The sequence below is a fragment of the Rhodococcus sp. MH15 genome (assembly GCF_019266045.1).
GTDB classification, from domain to species: domain Bacteria; phylum Actinomycetota; class Actinomycetes; order Mycobacteriales; family Mycobacteriaceae; genus Rhodococcus_F; species Rhodococcus_F qingshengii.
This window is the reverse complement of record NZ_LPNP01000080.1, coordinates 1,211,667-1,231,581: the sequence shown is the minus strand read 5'-3', so window position 1 is coordinate 1,231,581 and position 19,915 is coordinate 1,211,667. Positions and strand designations below refer to the sequence as shown.

Sequence of the window (19,915 nt, the reverse complement as noted above, 5' to 3'; positions counted from 1 at the left end):
TCTGCCGTGCGGCTGCACAATCGCCCTGCGTCTATCCGACCGTGTACATCTGCAGGCACGGCCCCACCGGGCGAGCTTCCAGGACGTCGCGGGCCTTCTCACGCGCTGCGTTGAACTCCCAGGGCGCAGTGGTGCCCGGCACTCCGAATCGATATCTGCTCAAGGCACACGAACGCTGCGGTTCCGGTAGACGATCCAAGGCGGGTACCGCGTCGACGGAGAGCCCGCGTAAGTAGGAAACGTCGATGCTCTTGCCGCCCTCGAACCGTTCCACGTTCTTTTGCGCGATGTACGCGTCGGGGTTGAACACCGCGAAGGCCAGCAGCGCGACGGACGAAGTGGCGAGAACAGCTGTGGGCAGCCACTTCCCGGACATCCGAATACCTGCGACGAGCAACAACACGAACACGAAGCCAAGAAGCAGCTCGGTCGCGAAGACGCTGACCCGGAGCACCGTGAAACCGTACTGATTCTCGTACAACCACATCCGGTGCACAGCGGACGCCACGATCACCAGGCTGAAAACACACAGGGCACCCAGCAGTCCGCGGGCAAGACGCCTCGATCCAGCGTCGCGGCGGTCGATGTACCGCACTGCGACGGCGATGACGAGCAGCGTCAGCACGGTAACCGCCATGAGCTGCCAGAAACCCTCACGCGCATAGTCCGCATAGGTCAGTCCATCGGTCACCTGTACGTGCTCGTCTCCCCCGAACAGCGTCTTCGTCTGTACTGCAACAAAACCGAGGAACAGCACGTTGAGTACTCCGAGCGGGACCGCCCACTCCCACATCGGCAACGGCGTCGCCTGCGCAGGTGCAAACGCGTCCACCGTCGGCGTTCTGCGGCGCAGATACACCGCAACCAGCGTGCCGAACGCCATCACGACGCCGGCAAAGATCCGTGCTCCCGGGTTCGACACCGAGATGGCCGGAGCGAAGCCGTCGAAGATCTTCGCGAACTCCGGATCCGCACTCACGAACAAAGATCCGAAAATCAGCAGGAGAATAATCGATACTGCGCTTACGACGACAACTCGCGCCGCCGGCACCCGCGGAGCAGAGCGGGTAGCAAGTTTTCGACGACGAACGAAGTTGACCGTCCGGTGCGGTGCCCGCCAGGGAGCGACCGTTCCCAGAAGTATTCCGGTCCACGTCCGCCCGCCGATCAGAGTCCACGTGAACAGAACCCACGCAGCTACGACGCAGAGGAACACCAACCACTCCGCACCGCGAACGGCGGCAACACCCAGCAGTGCGAGCATCCCGATGGCGGCGACCCACTGCGTCACGGTCATCCGCGGCGGCGTCAGAATCCCGAAGACGATCACCACACCGGCACCCACGATCACGTACGCGATACTCGCGAACCCTGGGTCGAGGATCAGGGCCGCAAGCACCCCTACTGCGGCCGCGCCGAGGAGCATCGAGCGGGTGGCCATCGAAGTGCGATCGGGACGCCAGAACCGGCTGGAACGCTTGGGTTTTACGGCCGGCATCGGCGGTTTCGGTGGAATTACTATCGGAGCGCTCATGTGATCTCCTATGTGTCTGGTTCAATTTTTCAGGGTCGGAAGTACAGACGAATGCCGATGAAGACACGCGCCATCGCGAGATCTCTCGATCTCGTCAGGGACTTTGATTCAGTTCTGCGGCAGCACTACTCGAATGCAACAACCCGACGGGGCATCGACGACGGCAATCCTGCCGTCATGTAATTCGACCGCCCACTTCGCGATCGCGAGGCCGAGTCCGGTGCCTCCGTCGGTCGAGCCGCCGCGGATGAAGCGGTCGAACACTCGCTCACGGGCCTGTGGTTCGATGCCGGGGCCGTCGTCGTGGACGTCGAGCACCAACTCCCCCGCGCTGCCGGTACGTACTCGGATGACAACTTTGGTGTCGACGTTCCCGTGCTGAACCGCATTGTCCACCAGGTTGGTCACCACCTGGTGGAGGCGATCCGGATCGGCGACCACGGACAATTGTGGAGGCTTGACGTCTATCTCGATGTCGCCCGCACTCACACTCGACAGCTCGCGTAGGAACGGCTCGACCTCGAAACGGCGGCGTTTCAACGGCATTGCGCCACCCTCGAGTTTCGAGAGATCGAGAAGGTCGGCTACCAGCGCGCCCAGTCGTTCCGTTTGCCGCAGCGCCGATTTCATCATCGCCGGATCCGGTTCTTCGACACCGTCGACGACGTTCTCGAGCATGGCTTGCAAAGCGGTGATGGGCGTGCGCAGTTCATGGGAGACGTTGCCGATCAACTCGCGGCGGTCGAGGAGGTCGGCCACCGGGCGAGCAGCGTGCTCCGCGCGATCCGCACGCCGAAGCAGAGCCTGCACCCGGGCGACGAGCACACGCATGCTGAACGGCTTGCTCAGATAGTCGTCGGCCCCGACGCCGAGACCGATCAGCATGTCCGTTTCATCGGCGCGAGCGGTCAGCATCAGCACAGGCACCGGGCGCACGGCCTGGATGCGGCGGCAGACTTCGAGTCCGTCGAATCCCGGCATCATCACGTCGAGTACCACCAGGTCTGCGTCCATCTGCTCGCAGCGGGCCACCGCGCTGGGACCGTCGAACGCCAGCTCGACGTCGTAGCCCTCGGCACGCAGCCTCGCCGCGATGGACTCGCAGATGCTGACCTCGTCGTCGACCACGAGCACTCTTCGCTGACTCATGGAACTGACTGTATTCGGCCCTCGTGGATGAACCTGGGAGGACTTGTGAAGGTTCTGTGCAGGTTCTAGAACCTGCGGATGTTATTGATCGGCAGATCCGCCAGGGGCGTCAGTCCGGTCGGAACACCAACTCCGTAGGCGTTGAACACCATTCCGAACCCAGCGTAGATGCCGACGTGCGTCGCACCGGGGTAGAAGGTGATGACGTCGCCGGGGGCGAGGGCCCACCGGGGAACCGGCTGTCCGACGTTGGCCTGCTGTTGGCTGGTCCGTGGCAGATTCACGCCGGCCTGCCGAAACGCCCATTGCACCAGCCCGGAGCAGTCCCACGAGTTCGGCCCGACGCCGCCCCACTGGTAGGGCTTTCCGGTCTGAGTGCTCGCCGCTGCCAGCGCGATCAGCCCTGCCGGACTCGGAATCGGAAGGGCGGCTGATCCGCTGCTGATGCTGCCCGTGCTTCCCAAGCTTCCGGAACTCCCGCTACTGCCACCGCTACCGAGGCTTCCCGGGTCGGCTGAGGCGGGGGCAGCGGAGAGCAACAGGACACTTCCGGTCAGCAAAGCCGCGACCGTTCCCGTGCGGAGTGTCGACTTCTTCATGCATCCGTCCTTCGTGGGAGTCGTTTCGGCGCGCGGCAGCGCACCTCGATAGCCGTGAACTGGTAAGACACGTGAAAACAAACACTTCGTTCGGATGTTAACGGCGTGGACGTGGTGTTCGGACAGGAATGATTGATCCGATTTGTCGGTTTTGAACAAACGGGCCTTACGTCCCGGGCTGGCAGAAGATCAGGGAATGATGGGGGATTTCCTGGATCCCGCGGCACGACAAGGTCCATAGATTCGACTCATGCGCCCATACCTGCTCGTCGCCGCGGTCATCATCGGAGCCACCACGGCACTCGTCGGTTGCTCGACGCTCCAGCGCGCAGTGGAGATTCAATCGGATCTCGACGGACTCACCAGGTCGGGTGTCGTCGGGTCGATCGCAACACTCGACGACGGCACCACGACGGCTGTCATGACCAGCGGCGTGCCCAACCGGACCAACGGCGATTCGATCGGCAAGAATGATCGCGTCCGGATCGGAAGTGTGACAAAGACATTCACAGCTTCGCTCGTTCTGCAGTTGGTCGCCGAGGGCAAGGTCGACCTCGACGCACCGATCGAGCAGTATCTCCCGGGCCTACTGCAAAGCAGTGACATGGACGGCAGTGGCATCGACGGTAGCGCGATCACCGTGCGGCAACTGCTGCAACATCGCAGCGGCCTTCCCGAGTTCGCCGGAGAACCCGGCGCCGACGAATGGATTGCAGCAAACGAGAACCGAACGCTGACGCCGTCCGCCGCGGTCGCCATCGCCCTCGGCAAACCGGCGCAATTCGTCCCCGGAACGTCGTTCGTCTACACCAACACCAACTACATCGTTCTCGGAATGCTCGTCGAATCCGTGAGTGGCCGCAGCTACGCCGATGAACTCCGGTCTCGGATACTCGATCCGCTGGACTTGGAAGACACGTACCTCCCGCCGGCCGGTGAGCTCGACATCAGGGGCGATCACCTGACGGGCTATCAGGATCTCGACGGTGGCCTGACCGACGTTTCCCGCACGGAACCGTCGATCCCCTGGTCTGCCGGAGCGATGGTCTCGACGGGCACAGACCTGAACGCCTTCTGGCGCGCGCTACTCGACGGGCAGGTGGTGCCGGCCGAGCAGCTTGCCGAGATGACCACCCCTCAGGTCGGCGCCACCGAAGCCGAGGGGCTCGGGTACGGGATGGGCGTCGGCGCCACCGAACTTCCCTGCGGCGTCACCTATACCGGCCACAGTGGTGGGATCTACGGGTACTACACACTGTCCGGTGCGACGCCGGACCGCGCGTTCACTGTGACGCTGACGTCGACGCCGAAGGACCAGCCGGACACCGTCGCGATACTCTCGCACGCACTCTGCCCTTGACGCTGTTACCAGTATTGATGACGTTTTCCATCAGTGTCCGCGACGAAAATGACCGCGTCGGCGCCGTCCAACTCCGAAGGTTTCAGCGGCAGATGCCCTGGCAGGATCGCCTCTCCCGCGGTGACGGACAGGTCAAGTGCTGCGCGAAGTGCGGGGGTCGGAAACAGGGCACGCCGACTGGTCGCATCGGCCAACGCTCCCTGCAGAGTGCCCGGATCACTGTCGGGGTTGGCGTCGGTTGCCACGAATACGTAGCGCTCTCCGAGGACAAGTCCGACAAGTGAGCCGGCGCTCCCCCAGCTGACCACGTCGCCGTAGACGGGCATGTCGGACGGCACTCGCAGGAGATGGGCATTGTGTGCGAAGAGCAGGATCGGCCCGCGTCGCTGCTCCTGGGCGACGACGGCCAGCAGGTTCTCGGCCATCATCTCGGCACGGAGACTGAGCAGAGTGCCGATACGATCAGGAGCGGAACTCGCCATCGCGGCGTGGTAGCGCAGAAGACCTACAGCGGTGCGTGCGTGTGCGAGGGCCAGGTCGTATCCGCCCGGGTCGGCGGGCCGCAGCACAGGTGCGGCGCGCCGCAGGACGCTGGCGAGGTCGTCCGCAATGATGCGCAGGGCACGAGCCTGATCGGAGTTGCCGACGGACGCAGCCGGTTCGAACATCGCCGCCGGGTTGGTCCAGTCGGGGTCCTGCCCGAGCAGAAGGTCGATGTCGTCGAACGAGTGCGGCCGCATCGCAGCGGGCAGGAAGTCACCTGCTGCAGACAGCGCGCCACGTGGGCTCGGTGCGCCGGAGTACTCCACCGGAGCGTCGAAGCCGTAGAAGCGAACTCGGTCGGCCGGAGCGCGGCCGTGGTTGTACTCGCGTAGCCATTCGACGAGTTCGCGGTTTCCCGGTACCGCACCGAATCCGTGGCTGAAGCCTGTGGCGAGCACCTTCTCGATGTCCGCCTCTCCCCCGTTCACGTAGTCGTTCACGAGCAAAGCCGCAAAGACATCTGTTTCGAGCACGATCGACCGATATCCTCGTTCGACCAGTTGGCCGAGAAGTTCGTTGCGCAGCAACGGAAAAGCCTTGATCCCATGAGTCGGCTCGCCGAGAGCGAGCAGAGCCGGCACCTCGGTTCGCGCTGCGAGCAGTTCGTCGACGGCACGACCAAGACTTGCCGCGTCTTCGAGTTGGCGGCCGAACTCACTCAGCGCTGGGGCAGTGGACATGATCATCCCTTTCGAAGGTGGACTGCCTTCGACAGTATCGTTGAAGATTCCGGTTAAACTTTTACCGGCAATTACCTGGGGTATGACGTGAAAAGCCTCAATCGGAGGTGATCAGTGCGGCCCATCGACCTTGCCCGTGAACACGGGTTGTCCGCACAGGCGATCCGCAACTACGACGATGCCGGCATCCTCCCTCCGACCGAGCGCAGCACTTACGGCTACCGGCGATACACCCCAGTGCACGCGCAAGCCCTGCGCACTTTCCTCGCATTGCGCGGCGGTCACGGGCACCAGCGGGCCACGGAAATCATGCGGGCAACCAACCAGGGCGACACCGAGTCCGCCTACCGCCTGATCGACAGTGCGCACGTGACGCTGCTCGCCGAGCGAAAAACTCGCACCGAGGTAGCCACAGCGCTGGGGACTCTGTCCACCATGGCACCGGCACTGGTGCACGGTCCAGCGCTGACGGTGGGTGAGCTGGCGCGCCGTCTCGGCGTTCACCCGGCGACACTGCGCACGTGGGAAGAGCATGGCATCCTGCGCCCCGAGCGCGAACAGGCAACGGGTTATCGCGAATACGGTTCGGAGTGTGTGCGCGACGCCGAGATCGCACGGCAGCTGCGGCGCGGTGGCTATCGGCTGTCGCAAGTCGCCCAGTTTCTCGATTCGCTGCGCGAGGCCGGCGGAGCAGACGCATTGTCAGCGTTCCTCGAATCCTGGCAGGACCGGCTGACCACACGCAGTCGCAACCTTCTCGCCGGCGCGGCTCAGCTCGATGCCTATCTCACGATGCTGGATCAGACCTCGCCTGGTTGCCGATCAGCAAACGGTTGAGGCGTCAGTTCACAAGCCGCGCAAGGCTCCTCACCATCTCACCGACGGTGTCGGTCGACGGCCACGGGAATTCCGGAAGATCGGCCCGCAACATCACCTGTCCGTGCAGCGAAGTCCAGATCGATACCGCATCGACAAAAGTGTCTGTGCTGGCCGACCTCCCAGCGGCGACGCACGCGTCGAGGTTGGTCACCAGCGTGTTGAAGGCGGCCAGTCCTCGCGTATCCGATTGTGGTGACTGACCTTTCGGCCTGGACCACCCGAACAAGACCCGATACCGAGCGGGCTCGGAAATGCCGAACTCGACGTATGCCGAGCACCCGGCATACAGACCCTCGACCGGGTCGGGGTGTGCGGAAACGGCGTCGGCCACGGCGAGATGCAACTGCTCCAGCGATTCGGAGACCACCGCTTCGACAATGGCATCGCGATCGGAAAAGTGTCCGTAGATAGATGGTGCGGATATCCCGACTTCGCGAGCGACTGATCGGAGCGTCACCGCCTGATCCGATCCGGTGCGGGCGATGAGCGTCGCCGCTGCGGCGACGATCTCTCCGCGGAGCCGTGCGCCGCTTCCTCTCGGATTTCGGGCGCGAGTACTCCGAGAACCACCCGTCCCAGTTTCATCGGCATCTTCGGAAACATCACTCACCCGACAAACTTTACACATGTAAGGCGTGGGGGTACGTTCTCATCACTAAACATTCGTAAGGTTACATTCGTAAGGACATGATGAATTCCCTCGAACCCACTGACCGGCGACGATGGGCAGCACTGGGCGCCCTCTGCACATCCCTCGTCGTAGTCACGATCGACAACACCATCCTCAACACCGCTATCCCGACCCTTGCCCGCGAACTGCGGGCGACCACCGTCGACCTGCAATGGATCACCAACGCATACACATTGGCGTTCGCCGCCTTGCTCATCACGGCAGGTGGACTCGGCGCGAGATTCGGTCACCGTCGGATACTTCTGACCGGCCTCACCTTGTTCGCCCTCGGGTCAGCCTTCGCTGCCCTCTCTCACACGTCAATGCAGCTGATCGGATGGAGAACAGTGATGGGGGCAGCCGCCGCACTGGTCATGCCGGCGACGCTGTCACTTGTCGTCTCGATGTTCGCCCCGCACGAGAGAGGCCGGGCGATAGGAATCTGGTCTGCAACCGCCGGACTGGGAATCGCGATCGGCCCCGTGGCCGGTGGCGTACTTCTCGAACATTTCAGTTGGGGAAGCGTCTTCTGGATAAACGTCCCACTGGTCGCCGGTGTGATCGCCGCGACGGTTTTTCTTGTGCCCCCGGCAAGAGGGATCACGAAGGGTTCGTTCGACATCCCCGGACTCCTGCTGTCCGCCGGCGGACTGGCTTTGATCGTGGATGCCCTCACCCAGGCAAGCCTTCGCGGATGGTCGTCGCCCGTCACGGTGCTGGAGATCGTCAGCGCAACAGCACTTCTCGCCGGATTCGTCTGGTGGGAGCTGCGGGCCTCGGCGCCGATGACCGACGTGCGCATCTTCACCAGTCGAGTGTTCAGCACCTCCAATGCCATCTTGGCCGTAACATTCTTCGCCCTTTTCGGAGTTCTCTTCACGTACACGCAATACCTCCAATTAGTTCGTGGTTACGGTCCATTGGTCGCCGGCGTCGGTGCAGTTCCGTTTGCGATAGTGATGGCGACTGTCGCCTCCAGCAGCGATCGTATGGTCGGCCGATTCGGCGTGCGCAGTTCGATCGCGACCGGTCTCGCAGTCATGTCCGCGGGACTGTTGGTCCTGTCGATCGCAGCAGATAGGTACGCACCGTTCGGAATCCTGGCTGCGATCATGGCACTGGTCGGCGCGGGGATGGGGTTGGTCATGGCTCCGGCCACAACCACGTCGATGTCTTCGGTTGCGCCCCAGCAGGCTTCGATGGCCAGTTCGATCAACAGCGTCGTGCGAGAGTTGGGTGGAGTTCTGGGCGTCGCCGTCATCGGGACGGTCGTAGCCACCGTTTTCCGGTCCCGCTTCGAACCCGGAGTCGGCACTTCCACAGCCGATCCGGCGCAGATCCATGCCGGCGCTCCCCCCGCGAGTGCCTTGACCGACGCAGCGAACCAGGCTTACACCTCGGCGATGAGTACCGGAATCCAAATCTGTGCCGCAGTCGCGTTCGTCGGTGCGTTGGCCGTCATTGCACTGTTTCCCGCACCACGTCGCCCGGTTTCTTGTCCTCCCGCAGACCTCGCCAACTCGGATGACGCAGACGCTCGGTCTTCGTCCAATCCATGAACCGCACCTCACCGACGAGTTCCGGCCTCACCCACACCGCACCCTTGCGGTCATCTGCTGGAAGTTCCTCCCCGAACGGACTTTCCTTCTGACGCAGCGGTTCCAGTGTCGCAAGTAAAGACTCCAAGTCGCGATCACTGAAGCCGGTACCGACGCGCCCAACGTAGGTCAATCCATCCTCACCCGGAATTCCCATGAGCAGCGCCCCGATCCCCTGTGCTCGATTGCCCTGCCCGGTGCGCCACCCTCCGATCACCACCTCTTGAGTGCGCCAGTTCTTCACCTTGATCCAACTCGACCCACGCCGCCCCGGAAGGTAGACCGATGCACGACGTTTGGCGACAATCCCTTCCCATCCGGCATCGGTACTCACCTCCAACGCGTTCTCCGCCGTGCCCTCGATCTGTGGAGGTACCTCGAGCTCACCGACCTTGCCCGCCAACGCATTCAACACGGTGCGCCGGTCCGAGTAGGATTTCCGCAGCAAAGACACTCCGTCGAGGTACAGAAGATCGAAGGCCAGGAACACCGGCTCCCCACCTCGCTGGAGAAGACCGAAATCGGTGACCCCCGCGTCGTTGTACGCCACCACTTCACCGTCGAGAACCACGTCATGACCGTCCAGCACCTCGGCCAACCCGGCAAGGGAGGGATAGTCCCCGGTCTTGTCGTTACCCGCGCGACTGCGAAGTGACATTGTGCCCGAATGATATTCGAGAATCACTCGGATCCCGTCCCACTTTCCTTCGAAAGCCCACTCCTGCGAGTCGAGACCTTCGAGCGTTCCAGCGGTGGCAAGCATCGGCTCGAGATTCTTGGGAAACTCCGTTCCGAAACTCGCGTTCTGATCCTTCATCAGATGCATCAACCACTGGTCACCCTTCGTCCGGATCAGCGCGAAGCGTCCCTGCACCCGTTTCCCACTCAGGCGCACGATCACCTCGTCTTCACGCCACTTCTCGGTCTCGTACGTCCCGGAATCCCAAATCGTCATCGAACCGCCGCCGTACTCCCCCTTCGGAATCGTGCCCGAGAACGTGGCGTACTCGAGCGGGTGATCCTCGGTGTGCACGGCCAACCGATTCTCTCCGGCACTGGTCGGCACGCCCTTCGGAACAGCCCAGGACACGAGCACACCATCCCGCTCCAGCCGAACGTCGTAATGCAATCGTCTGGCGTGATGTTCCTGAATCACAAAGGTATTGCCCGCTGTCTCCTTGGTCACCGCAGCAGGGATCGGCTCCGGCGTCCGGTCGGCCGACCGCTTGTTGCGATAGTGCGTCAACGTGTCGGCTACAGCCGCCGAGACCGGCGGATCCAGATCGCCCAGCAGATCACCATCGGATTCGACGCGCTCCAGAACCTCGTCGAACAACAGATGTCGTAGTTTCGGATCGTCGAGTTCGTCCCAACTGCGCGGCGCGGCAACATAGGGTTGATCGCGACCGCGCATCGAGTACGGCGCAATGGTTGTCTTGGCTGCGTTGTTCTGACTCCAGTCCACGAAAATCTTGCCTGCCCGCACATTTCGAGCCATCGTCGCGGTGACGAGATCCGGGTGAAGCTTCTCGAGTCCGGTGGCGATCTGCTTGGCGACAGTCGACGCACCGCTGCCGTCCAAGGCTCGATCCAGTGGAACGTAGAGGTGAATTCCCTTGCTACCACTGGTTACCGGATAGGCAGTCCACCCCAGAGTTGCGACCAGATCTCGAATCGACCTCGCCACCTCGGCGCACTCGGTCAATCCGACGCCTTCGCCCGGGTCGAGATCGAATACCAGTCGTGTCGCCGGACCACGCTCGGAACCGTCGAATCGCCATTGGGGAACGTGCAATTCGAGTGCGGCCTGCTGCCCCAGCCACGCCAGGGATGCAACGGAATCGAAGACCGGGTAAGTGACGACACGATCAGAATGTTGCAGCGACGCACGCGTGAGCCACTGCGGGGCAGACGACGCCAGGTTCTTCTCGAAGAAGGACTGACCGTCCACGCCATTGGGCCAACGCTTTCGAGTACCCGGTCTACCGACGACATGCGGAAGCATGACTGCGGCGATACGGGTGTAGTAGTCGATGACTTCGGCCTTCGTGGTGCCGCTCTCGGGGTAGAGAATCTTGCCCAGATTGGTCACGGACACCGTTGTGCCATCGAGCGTGATCTGACCCCGATCCGTCGTTGCCATCTCCTCATTGTGCTGGATAGCACTGTGTCTGGATAGCGCTGCGTCTGGCAGTAGAAATCTGATGGATCGGAAACCTGCCGCTGTGCCAGGCCACGGGCAAGACTGGATTCTCGATGGGAGAGGAGACCACGATGACAGTTCGCAGTTCCGTGGAGCCGTTGGTGGACAACAACTGGCGGATGTTCGCCACCTGTAAAACAGTGGACCCGGCGGTGTTCTATTCGCCGGGTGAAGAGCGCGGACGCAATCGGGCTGCACGGGAGAGTTCCGCGAAGCAGGTGTGCTTCCGCTGCCCGGTCATTCGGGACTGCCTGACCTTTGCACTCGACACCGCTGAACCACACGGAGTATGGGGTGGGACGACACCGTCGGAGCGCCTTGCACTACGACGCTCAGCTGCGTGAACTCCGCTCACACGAGACCCCCGTCACGTCCGTACCGGACAAACAGGCAAGATGGCCTTGTGCCTATGACACGACGCGCTGTTGCCGTGACCGCGATCTTCGCTTGCTCGATCTTGTTGGGCTCGTGTTCGTCGCAGCCGGAGGCAACTGCGGCAGCGGACACCACGACCACGGTTCCCGAGGCATTCACCAAACTGCCCTCGACCACCGCCGTGGACAAGTGCGGACCCCAGAGCGGGACCACCCTCGAAGACGGTGTCTTGACCATCGCCACCGATTCGCCGGCGTACGCGCCGTGGTTCGTCGACAACACTCCGTCCAACGGCAAGGGCTTCGAGGGGGCGGTGGCCCGGGCCGTCGTCGACAAACTCGGGTACAACGCCGATCAGGTTCGCTTCACCACGGTCGCCTTCAACGACGCACTGAAACCAGGCCCCAAGGATTTCGACTTCGACGTCAATCAGTTCACGGTTTCCGGGGATCGCCGCGAGAACGTCGACTTCAGCTCGCCGTATTACGCAGTGGCGCAGTCGGTGATCGCCTCGCGCGGGAGCAAAGCCGCTGAGGCAAAGAATCTTGCGGATCTGGCCGGCTACCGTTTGGGCGCTCAGACCGGTTCCACCAGCCTCGCGGCGATCACCGACACGATTGTTCCGACCACTGCGCCACGCGAGTTCGCGACCACGGACGATGCGAAAGCTGCGCTGGCCGCGGGCGAGATCGACGCATTGGTCGTCGACATCCCGACCGGATTTCACATCACCGAGAACGAACTGCCCGGGTCGGTCATCGTGGGTCAGTTTCCGCGGCCCAACGCGGTCACCGAATTCTTCGGGTTCGTGCTCGAGAAGAACAGTCCTCTGACGGCGTGCGTCTCTGCCGCCGTGGATGCGCTCTACGCCGACGGCACCCTCGAGAGACTCGCAACCGAATGGATCACGGACAGCGCCGACGCGCCAGTCCTCGAGTAGTTCAGCCGGCGCGCCCACTGATCGCGCCGACGAAGACCTTCGGGATGTCTGCCGGTGTCGGAGCGAAGTGGCTGTTGCCGCCGGTGAGAGCCGAAATCTGCTCGAGCACATCGGTATCGGCGTCATCGGTGACACCGATGGTGATGATCGGTACCGGCCGCGTCGGGTCCTGCTCGCGAGTCAGGGTGTCGAGAAGTTCCTGCAGCGAGATACTCGACGGATCATCGTTCGCACCGTCGGTCAGTAGAATCACCGAATTGATCGAGGCCGGATCGTAGGTCTGTTGCATGGACCGATACGCGGCGAGAACGCTGTCGTACAAACCTGTTCCGCCGCCGACGATCGAAGAGAGGCTGTCGATCCGAGACAGCAGTTTGCTCCGATGATCCGTGTCGCCTTCAGTTGCATCCATACGGGCGACAGGTTCGAGTTCGCGGTAGTCCGTGCCCTCGCCGAGGTCTACGGAGAATGCCCAGAGACCCAATTGTGCGTTGGCGGGAAACATTCGGATCGCAATGTCACCGGCCTGTGCAGTCGCGGCCATTCGAGTGACCCCGTCCTGCATGTAGTCCATGGACCCCGAGACGTCGACAACTGCCAGTGCACGGGAAGGCCTGGACAGAATCTCGTACCGCGCAAGCGCTTTGGCGACCACAGTCGGATCGGACGGCACCAGCGAGCCAACTTTTCCCACTCCACCGGCGACCGGCGGGGCCTGATCCGCGCCGCGGAACCCGAGGCCGGCAAGTACGGAGCGCCCGGTGTCCGATGTCAGCGCTGCCGCCAGCAGTTTGCCGGCGTCGACCGCCGCCGACGAGTCTGCACCCACACTTGCCATCGGGTAGTCCATGAAGACCGAACCGGACGACGGTACCGACGCGGTGAGTCGACTGTCCGCATGTGCGGCGAGATAAGCCTCGAAGATCTGCTCGGTCGTCACCGCGGTCCCGCCGTCCGCGTCCACGGTTTGGATGCGTCCGGTCGAACCGGTTTCCTTCAGATTTCCGTACTGCGCTTGCGCCACCGGGACCAGGGCTGCCGAAATGGACGTGAGGTCCCCGCCCCGCGACTGGGCCTCGGCAAAGGCTGCCACGATCGGTGCGCTGGAGACGGCACTGGTGAGGGGATCGCCGATGTGCAGTGCTGGAGCGCCGAGGACATCCGTCCAAGCGGCGGGTGCCTCGCTACCCGGCGCCGAGACAGTGACAACAGGGGTGGACGCGACCGAGTTGCTGATCCGGCGAATCTCCTGCCCGCTCGCCGAAACCTTGTCCAACCATTCGCTCGAATCAGGGATCCACAGTGCGGGCGCCGAACCGTCGGCGATCGCCGCGACGGTGAGCACGGGATCTTGCGGCGTCACGCTGAGCGAGCTGCACCCGAGTTCCGTAGCGGGGATGGCAGCGGCGACAGCTTCGAGTCCCGAGGCGATCGACGGATCGGCCGCCACGGTCACGGTCTCCGGGTTCTCACAGCTGGTTGCCGTCGCCGCTGTGACAGCACTCGCACCGAGTTCTCCCTTGTCGCTGACGCTTTTGAACGTCACGGCGAATGCTGCGGTGCCACCGACTGCGACTACTGCCAAGAGTCCGATCAGAACCTGCACGGATCGAGGCATGGACGCAGGTGGTGCGCCGTACCCATGACGAGACGACATTGATCGAATCCTTTCCGGCGGGACCCGCATCAATAACCAACCGATGCCCGGTTTATCCCGCCGAAAAGAATCCTATCTCATGTTAGCGGTGAAGTAGCTCGATGTGGAAATCTCCACAACTAGGTGTAGATCTGGACAAACTGGGCCAGCGACTTCTCCACATCGCCTTTGAGCGCCCGCGCCACACTCGAACCGATCGGGCCGAACAACGGCGCGCCGCCCAACTCGACTGTCAGCGCGAGTTCCGACCCGTCGCCCTTTGCCTTCACGTCGAGTTCGAGACCGAGCTTGACCCCGCCCTTGCCGTCTCCCTTGAGCGAGATCGCCTTCGGGACGTCGTACTTCTTGATGGTCCACCGAACGCGGTTGCGCAGGCCCTTCACAGTCACGACCGAGCTGATCTCGGTGCCGACACCCAGTTGTTCGGGAAGTTCACTGCGCCATCCGTCGTGAACCACGAGCCAGTTTTCGTATCCACTGAGATCGGACGCCTTGTCCCACACTTCCTGAGGAGGAAGCGGAACGTCGATTTTCACTGTGAGCTTTGCCATGGCAGAACAATAAGCCCCGTGCGCCTTTTCCGTAACCAGAGGTACCAGAAAGACGCACGGGGCTTTGCCCCTCTTAGTGGCTGACAGCCTTTTCGACGCCGACGCCGGTGAGGGAGCGAACTTCCATCTCCGCCTGCTTTGCCGGATCTTCGATCTTGTTACGTCCGATGTACGTACCGACGATGCCGAGGACGAATGCCAGCGGAATCGAGACGATGCCGGGGTTCGAGAGCGGGAACCAGGCGAAGTCGGAGTTCGGGAACATCGACGACGGCTTACCCGACACCGCCGGGGAGAACACGATCAGCGTCAAGCAGCTGATCAAACCGCCGTAGATGCTGAAGAGCGCACCGGTGGTGTTGAACTTCTTCCAGAACAACGAGTAGAGCAGGGTGGGCAGGTTCGCCGAGGCCGCCACTGCGAAGGCGAGAGCCACCAGGAAGGCGATGTTCTGCCCCATCGCCATGATGCCGAGAACGATGGAGACGAGTCCGATGACCACGACGGTGATTCGAGAAACTCGAACCTGCTGCTCCTCGGTTGCGTTGCCGCGCTTGATGACACTGGCGTAGATGTCGTGAGCGAACGACGCCGAAGCAGTGATCGCGAGACCGGCAACGACGGCGAGGATGGTCGCGAACGCCACCGCGGAGATGATGCCGAGGAAGATGGTGCCACCGAGCTCGAAGGCGAGAAGCGGAGCGGCCGCGTTCTCCTTACCAGGCGCTGCCAAGATCTTGTCCGGTCCGACCATGCTGGCCGCGCCGTAGCCGAGAACCAGTGTGAACAGGTAGAAGGCACCGATCAGCGCGATCGCCCAGGTCACCGAGCGGCGAGCTTCCTTGGCAGTGGGCACCGTGTAGAAGCGCATCAGCACGTGCGGCAGGCCCGCCGTGCCGAGCACCAAAGCGATTCCGAGAGAGATGAAGTCGAGCTTCGTCATTCCGGAAAGACCGTACTTGGCACCGGGCCCGAGGATGTCGCGTCCCTGCACACCCTTGGTGGTGGAACTGTTGACCATGTCCTGCGCATTGGCGAGCAACTGAGAGAAGTTGCCGCGCACTGCCCACAGAACGAGTACGAACATGATTCCGGCTCCGGCAACCAGCAGAACTGCCTTGACCATCTGTACGTAGGTGGTGCCCTTCATGCCGCCGACCAAGACGTACACGATCATCAGCACACCCACGATCGCGACGACGATCGACTGTCCCACCTTGCCGTCGATGTTGAGCAGCAGCGCGACAAGTCCACCGGCGCCGGCCATCTGGGCAAGAAGATAGAAGAGGGAAACGGCCAGAGTGGACAGGGCCGCCGCCATGCGCACCGGACGCTGCTTGAGTCGGAAGCTCAGCACGTCGGCCATCGTGAATCTGCCCGTGTTCCTGAGCAATTCGGCGACCAGGAGCAGTGCAACCAACCAGGCGACAAGGAAGCCGATGGAGTACAGGAAGCCGTCGTAGCCGTACACGGCGATCGCACCTGCGATACCGAGGAACGATGCCGCCGAGAGGTAGTCACCGGCGATGGCGAACCCGTTCTGCGGGCCGGTGAACTGCCCACCACCGGTGTAGAAGTCGGACGCCTTCTTGGTGGTCCGGCTGGCGCGGATCACCAGCGTCATGGTCACGACGACGAAAGCGAGGAAGATCGCGATGTTGAAGGCTGGGTTTCCTACGTCCGTTCCGGACGCGGCGAGTGTGGTGATCACTGTGCGGGACCTTCCAGTTCTTCACGGATGGCGGCGGAGCGGGGATCGAGCTCACGACCGGCGAACTTCACGTACCACGCGGTGATGGCGAAGGTCGTGACGAATTGCCCGAGGCCGAGGATGATGCCGAGATTGATGTTGCCGAGGACCTTGGTGGCCATGAAGTCGTGGGCATAGGTAGCCAGGACGACGTACACCGCATACCAGAGCAGGAAGAATGCAGTGATGGGGAAAACGAACTTGCGCAGACGCGTTCGGAGTTCCTGGAATTCGGGACTCGCTTGCATGTCTATGAATGCCTGGGCATCCGGGGTGCGTCGCTCTTGCGGCGACCCCTCACTGATTTCTGCTGTGGACACTGCCGGCTCCTCGCCTCGCGTGTGAAGTGAACTACGCACAGACGTTAGTGAGATCGGAGTCACATGAAGACGCTGTGGCGCCAGTCACACGGTGAGCAGTCGCGCGCTGCGCCGAACGGTCAGGCAGGCGCGACCAACGGCAGAGGGTTCGGGCGGTGAAAGTCAGGGTTGGCGGAGATCGCCTTCGCGATCGGAGCCCATTCCGAGCCGTTCCGGGGCGTGCATCCGCGTGAAGATTCGCGCAATATCTGCCGGTATCTGCTTCGACGACACCTTGCTCACGACGATCATCGTGAGGAACGCCAGCGGCACGCTCACCGCGGCCGGGAACGCGAAAATGGCTGCCGGCCAGCCACCGAGGACGTCCTCCGACAAACCACCCAGGACGGCGACAGTAGCGGCAGTGCCCGCAACACATCCACCGACAACCATCCCCGCCCCCGCGCCGACGGCAGTCAGACCGCGCCACCAGATACCCAATACGAGCAGTGGGCAGAGCGTCGACGCAGCGACTGCGAACACCAAACCGACGGTTCTCGAGAGGTCGACCGACACCACCGCCAGCGACAGCACGAGAGGAACGACCCCGGCCAGTAGCGCTGCAATACGGAAGTCTCGAACTCGCCCACGGAGAACGTCGGTACTGACGACGCCCGCGATGCTGACGAGCAATCCGGATGACGTCGACAAGAAGGCGGCAATGGCACCGGACGCGACGAGGGCTGCCAGCAGTTGTCCGCCCCACCCCGAGAACACCGAGCCCGGCAGCAGCAGCACCGCCGCGTCGGAGGTGCCGGTGATCAGAAGTTGCGGAACGTACAGGCGAGCGAAGACGCCGAGGAGTGTCGGAAACAGGTAGAACACGCTGACCAGACCGACAACGGCGAGCGACGTCAGACGGGCTGCCCGGCCGTCGGGGTTGGTGTAGAACCGGACGAGAACATGAGGAAGGCCGAGCGTTCCGAGGAAGGTCGCGAGCATCAGCGAGTACACCTGGTACATCGGGTGCGGCCCACCGAAACCCCAACCCGGGGTGATCCAGTCAGAGTTCTGCGCGGGCGCTCCGGCGACGACAGGGACGGCGGCTCCCGCGTCGAGGACCATGGACATGCCTTCACCGAGAGTGTGCTCCCCCGGCCCCAGGGTCATCGTGCCTTCGACCGCTCGCCCGTCGACTGTGCCGCCGCTGACCGTCACCGGCTCGGACACCTGGACGACGACGTCGGTGGTGATGTCGACGGTCGTCGCAGTGGTGACCGTCGGCGGCATCGACGCGCCGACGTCGTGGTGATCGCCGAAGAAGTAGAAGGTCAGTGCCACAGCGGGAATCGCGACGGCAGTCAGTTTCAGCCAGTACTGGAAGGCCTGAACGAAGGTGATCGAGCGCATCCCGCCGCCGACGACGTTGGCGATGACGATGACCCCGACCGCTACGCCGCCGATCCAACTGGGAACCCCGAGCAAGATATTGAGCGTCAGTCCCGCGCCTTGGAACTGCGGGATCAGGTACAGGATGCACACCATCGCGACCACGAGCATCGCGAGCTTGCGCAATCGCGGTGAGCCGAGACGGAACTCGGCGAAATCGGGGACGGTATACGCACCGGAACGCCGAAGCGGCGCTGCGACGAACAGCAGCAGGGCGAGGTATCCGGCGGTGAAGCCGATGGGATACCAGAGTGCGTCGGCGCCGTACTTGGCGACCAGCCCCGCAACACCGAGAAACGAAGCAGCAGAGAGGTACTCGCCGGAGATGGCCGTCGCATTCCACCGCGCACTGACGGTTCTGGACGCGACGAGAAAGTCCGAGGTGGTACGAGCGAGCCGAACGCCGTAGATTCCGATAGCCACCGTCGCGACAGCTGCTGCCACGATGCCGAGCACCGTCAACACCGGGATAGGTTGTCCTCCCACAGTGCCGCGCTCAGTCGTCCACGATGTCGTTGAAGTCCTGCTCGTTTCGCTCCGCACGACGCACGAACACCCAACCGGTCGTCAACAGCAAGGGATACACGGCGCCGCCCATCACGAGCCAGGGCAACCGGATGCCAAGGACCGCGACCTCCGAGAGCGTCGGGAAGAGATGCGTCAGAAGCGGCACCGCACACAGGAGCCCGGCTGCCACGACGGCAAGGCGAATCGCCAGTCCCAACTGCGCGCGAACGAGACCGCGGATCATGGCGTCACCGACTTCGGTCTGTTCCTGCACCTCCACCCGTGTTCGCACGATCCGTGCGCCACTACGTTGCGCCAACACAACGCGCTCACGCTGCGGAGGATCGGACTGCGACGTCACCGCGACAACCAACTCTGCTTGGGCGCACGAACCAGTCGATCCTTGAGTTCACGGGTGTGTCTGCGACTGACCGGAAGCTCGACGGGAGGTTTGTCACCGTGCGGGCGCAGACAGACCACCAATCCACTGCCTACTGTTCGGATGCCGGTGACCAGCGCCAGAGATACCAGGTAGGAGCGGTGCACACGCAAGAAGCCCGCGTCGGCCCAGCGTGATTCGAGCGTCGAGATCGGGATGCGCACCAGGTGCGACTTTCCAGCGGTGTGCAAACGCGCGTAGTCCCCGTCGGCTTCCACCCACTCCACCGAGGAACGCTGAACGAGCGTCGTGACACCGCCCAGTTCCACCGGGATCACCTCGTCCGTGGGCGCAGCTTCGGGTTTGCTCTCACTCTTGGTGCGCCCGGCCAGCCCCACGATCCGCTGAACGGCCTGAGCGAGACGCTCCTCCCGGAGCGGTTTGAGTAGGTAGTCGACGGCGCCGAGATCGAATGCGTCAACCGCTCGATCGTCGTGCGCTGTCACGAACACCACGGGCGGTGGCGTCGCGAAATTGGAGAGGATGCCGGCCAGTTCGAGACCGTCGAGTCCGGGCATGTTGATGTCGAGAAACACCGCGTCGATGCTTCCACCGCGCAGTATCCGCAACGCTGTCGTCGCATCCGATGCCGTGTGAACGTGCGCCACCGAGTCCTCGGCGCGCAGCAAGAAGGCCAGCTCGTCGAGGGCTGGTTTCTCGTCGTCGACGGCAAGGACGGTCAGCTGGGCATCAGTGTCAGTCTCGTTCACAACAGGTCCATGTTCCCACGACG

At 63.0% G+C, this 19,915-nt stretch carries 18 protein-coding genes; 5 read left to right on the top strand and 13 right to left on the bottom strand.

Going from position 1 to position 19,915, the window contains the following annotated elements; translation table 11 throughout:
• Window positions 1-31: 31 nt before the first annotated feature.
• The 3 genes from ATN37_RS28795 to ATN37_RS28780 all read right to left on the bottom strand — a co-directional run bounded on the left by ATN37_RS28795 (window position 32) and on the right by ATN37_RS28780 (window position 3,282).
• Complete coding sequence (locus tag ATN37_RS28795; protein ID WP_306300763.1) at window positions 32-1,534, bottom strand: DUF4153 domain-containing protein; 1,503 nt, start codon at window positions 1,532-1,534, stop codon at window positions 32-34.
• Window positions 1,535-1,642: 108 nt separating this feature from the next.
• Complete coding sequence (locus tag ATN37_RS32825; protein ID WP_256933495.1) at window positions 1,643-2,683, bottom strand: response regulator; 1,041 nt, start codon at window positions 2,681-2,683, stop codon at window positions 1,643-1,645.
• A gap of 65 nt (window positions 2,684-2,748) precedes the next feature.
• Complete coding sequence (locus tag ATN37_RS28780) at window positions 2,749-3,282, bottom strand: NlpC/P60 family protein (RefSeq protein WP_020970417.1); 534 nt, start codon at window positions 3,280-3,282, stop codon at window positions 2,749-2,751.
• A 250-nt stretch (window positions 3,283-3,532) separates the two neighbouring features.
• Between ATN37_RS28780 and ATN37_RS28775 the strand changes: the two genes are divergently transcribed.
• Complete coding sequence (locus tag ATN37_RS28775) at window positions 3,533-4,642, top strand: serine hydrolase (RefSeq protein ID WP_165639109.1); 1,110 nt, start codon at window positions 3,533-3,535, stop codon at window positions 4,640-4,642.
• A 5-nt stretch (window positions 4,643-4,647) separates the two neighbouring features.
• Here the strand turns inward: ATN37_RS28775 and ATN37_RS28770 are convergent, their stop codons facing one another.
• Window positions 4,648-5,871, bottom strand: coding sequence for an erythromycin esterase family protein (locus tag ATN37_RS28770; RefSeq protein ID WP_165639108.1), 1,224 nt, complete (start codon window positions 5,869-5,871; stop codon window positions 4,648-4,650).
• A gap of 108 nt (window positions 5,872-5,979) precedes the next feature.
• Between ATN37_RS28770 and ATN37_RS28765 the strand changes: the two genes are divergently transcribed.
• Complete coding sequence (locus ATN37_RS28765; protein WP_064443874.1) at window positions 5,980-6,702, top strand: MerR family transcriptional regulator; 723 nt, start codon at window positions 5,980-5,982, stop codon at window positions 6,700-6,702.
• A 4-nt stretch (window positions 6,703-6,706) separates the two neighbouring features.
• On the opposite strand, the gene ATN37_RS28760 is transcribed toward ATN37_RS28765, so the two are convergent.
• Window positions 6,707-7,354 (bottom strand): TetR/AcrR family transcriptional regulator, encoded by a 648-nt coding sequence (locus tag ATN37_RS28760; protein WP_165639107.1) that lies wholly within the window; start codon window positions 7,352-7,354, stop codon window positions 6,707-6,709.
• A 77-nt stretch (window positions 7,355-7,431) separates the two neighbouring features.
• Between ATN37_RS28760 and ATN37_RS28755 the strand changes: the two genes are divergently transcribed.
• The gene (locus ATN37_RS28755; protein ID WP_058037852.1) at window positions 7,432-8,973 is read left to right on the top strand and encodes an MFS transporter; all 1,542 of its coding nucleotides are present in this window, start codon (window positions 7,432-7,434) and stop codon (window positions 8,971-8,973) included.
• On the opposite strand, the gene ATN37_RS28750 is transcribed toward ATN37_RS28755, so the two are convergent.
• Window positions 8,873-11,155, bottom strand: a complete 2,283-nt coding sequence (locus ATN37_RS28750) for an ATP-dependent DNA ligase (protein ID WP_003940540.1) — start codon at window positions 11,153-11,155, stop codon at window positions 8,873-8,875. The two genes, ATN37_RS28755 and ATN37_RS28750, sit on opposite strands and share 101 nt — an antisense overlap.
• A 131-nt stretch (window positions 11,156-11,286) precedes the next feature.
• Here ATN37_RS28750 and ATN37_RS28745 point away from each other — a divergent pair, with 131 nt between their 5' ends.
• Window positions 11,287-11,559: a WhiB family transcriptional regulator gene (locus ATN37_RS28745; RefSeq protein ID WP_050654722.1), complete on the top strand. Its 273-nt coding sequence runs from the start codon at window positions 11,287-11,289 to the stop codon at window positions 11,557-11,559.
• 65 nt (window positions 11,560-11,624) lie between these two features.
• Window positions 11,625-12,530 (top strand): transporter substrate-binding domain-containing protein, encoded by a 906-nt coding sequence (locus tag ATN37_RS28740; protein WP_165639106.1) that lies wholly within the window; start codon window positions 11,625-11,627, stop codon window positions 12,528-12,530.
• Window position 12,531: 1 nt separating this feature from the next.
• Here the strand turns inward: ATN37_RS28740 and ATN37_RS28735 are convergent, their stop codons facing one another.
• The 7 genes from ATN37_RS28735 to ATN37_RS28705 form a co-directional block, all read right to left on the bottom strand.
• The gene (locus tag ATN37_RS28735; protein WP_165639105.1) at window positions 12,532-14,187 is read right to left on the bottom strand and encodes a substrate-binding domain-containing protein; all 1,656 of its coding nucleotides are present in this window, start codon (window positions 14,185-14,187) and stop codon (window positions 12,532-12,534) included.
• A gap of 119 nt (window positions 14,188-14,306) precedes the next feature.
• Window positions 14,307-14,738 (bottom strand): SRPBCC family protein, encoded by a 432-nt coding sequence (locus ATN37_RS28730; protein WP_003939735.1) that lies wholly within the window; start codon window positions 14,736-14,738, stop codon window positions 14,307-14,309.
• A 73-nt stretch (window positions 14,739-14,811) separates the two neighbouring features.
• Window positions 14,812-16,449 (bottom strand): cation acetate symporter, encoded by a 1,638-nt coding sequence (locus ATN37_RS28725; protein ID WP_007727752.1) that lies wholly within the window; start codon window positions 16,447-16,449, stop codon window positions 14,812-14,814.
• The gene (locus tag ATN37_RS28720; protein WP_003939976.1) at window positions 16,446-16,808 is read right to left on the bottom strand and encodes a DUF485 domain-containing protein; all 363 of its coding nucleotides are present in this window, start codon (window positions 16,806-16,808) and stop codon (window positions 16,446-16,448) included. The genes ATN37_RS28725 and ATN37_RS28720 overlap by 4 nt, the downstream gene beginning before the upstream one ends.
• A 162-nt stretch (window positions 16,809-16,970) precedes the next feature.
• Window positions 16,971-18,722 (bottom strand): cation acetate symporter, encoded by a 1,752-nt coding sequence (locus ATN37_RS28715; RefSeq protein WP_165639104.1) that lies wholly within the window; start codon window positions 18,720-18,722, stop codon window positions 16,971-16,973.
• Window positions 18,723-18,732: 10 nt separating this feature from the next.
• Window positions 18,733-19,104 carry a membrane protein gene (locus ATN37_RS28710; protein ID WP_003939880.1) on the bottom strand — a complete coding sequence of 124 codons (372 nt, stop codon included), beginning with the start codon at window positions 19,102-19,104 and terminating at the stop codon, window positions 18,733-18,735.
• On the bottom strand, window positions 19,101-19,892 hold the full coding sequence (locus tag ATN37_RS28705; protein ID WP_003939723.1) for a LytTR family DNA-binding domain-containing protein: 792 nt from the start codon (window positions 19,890-19,892) through the stop codon (window positions 19,101-19,103). Before ATN37_RS28705 ends, ATN37_RS28710 begins: the two co-directional genes overlap by 4 nt.
• Window positions 19,893-19,915 lie beyond the last annotated feature (23 nt).

Excerpts from the sequence above, each read along its gene's own strand:
- ATN37_RS28795 (WP_306300763.1), bottom strand. The coding sequence starts at position 1,534 with ATGAGCGCTCCGATAGTAATTCCACCGAAACCGCCGATGCCGGCCGTA.
- ATN37_RS32825 (WP_256933495.1), bottom strand. The coding sequence starts at position 2,683 with ATGAGTCAGCGAAGAGTGCTCGTGGTCGACGACGAGGTCAGCATCTGC.
- ATN37_RS28780 (WP_020970417.1), bottom strand. The coding sequence starts at position 3,282 with ATGAAGAAGTCGACACTCCGCACGGGAACGGTCGCGGCTTTGCTGACC.
- ATN37_RS28775 (WP_165639109.1), top strand. The coding sequence starts at position 3,533 with ATGCGCCCATACCTGCTCGTCGCCGCGGTCATCATCGGAGCCACCACG.
- ATN37_RS28770 (WP_165639108.1), bottom strand. The coding sequence starts at position 5,871 with ATGATCATGTCCACTGCCCCAGCGCTGAGTGAGTTCGGCCGCCAACTC.
- ATN37_RS28755 (WP_058037852.1), top strand. The coding sequence starts at position 7,432 with ATGATGAATTCCCTCGAACCCACTGACCGGCGACGATGGGCAGCACTG.
- ATN37_RS28750 (WP_003940540.1), bottom strand. The coding sequence starts at position 11,155 with ATGGCAACGACGGATCGGGGTCAGATCACGCTCGATGGCACAACGGTG.
- ATN37_RS28745 (WP_050654722.1), top strand. The coding sequence starts at position 11,287 with ATGACAGTTCGCAGTTCCGTGGAGCCGTTGGTGGACAACAACTGGCGG.
- ATN37_RS28740 (WP_165639106.1), top strand. The coding sequence starts at position 11,625 with ATGACACGACGCGCTGTTGCCGTGACCGCGATCTTCGCTTGCTCGATC.
- ATN37_RS28735 (WP_165639105.1), bottom strand. The coding sequence starts at position 14,187 with ATGTCGTCTCGTCATGGGTACGGCGCACCACCTGCGTCCATGCCTCGA.
- ATN37_RS28730 (WP_003939735.1), bottom strand. The coding sequence starts at position 14,738 with ATGGCAAAGCTCACAGTGAAAATCGACGTTCCGCTTCCTCCTCAGGAA.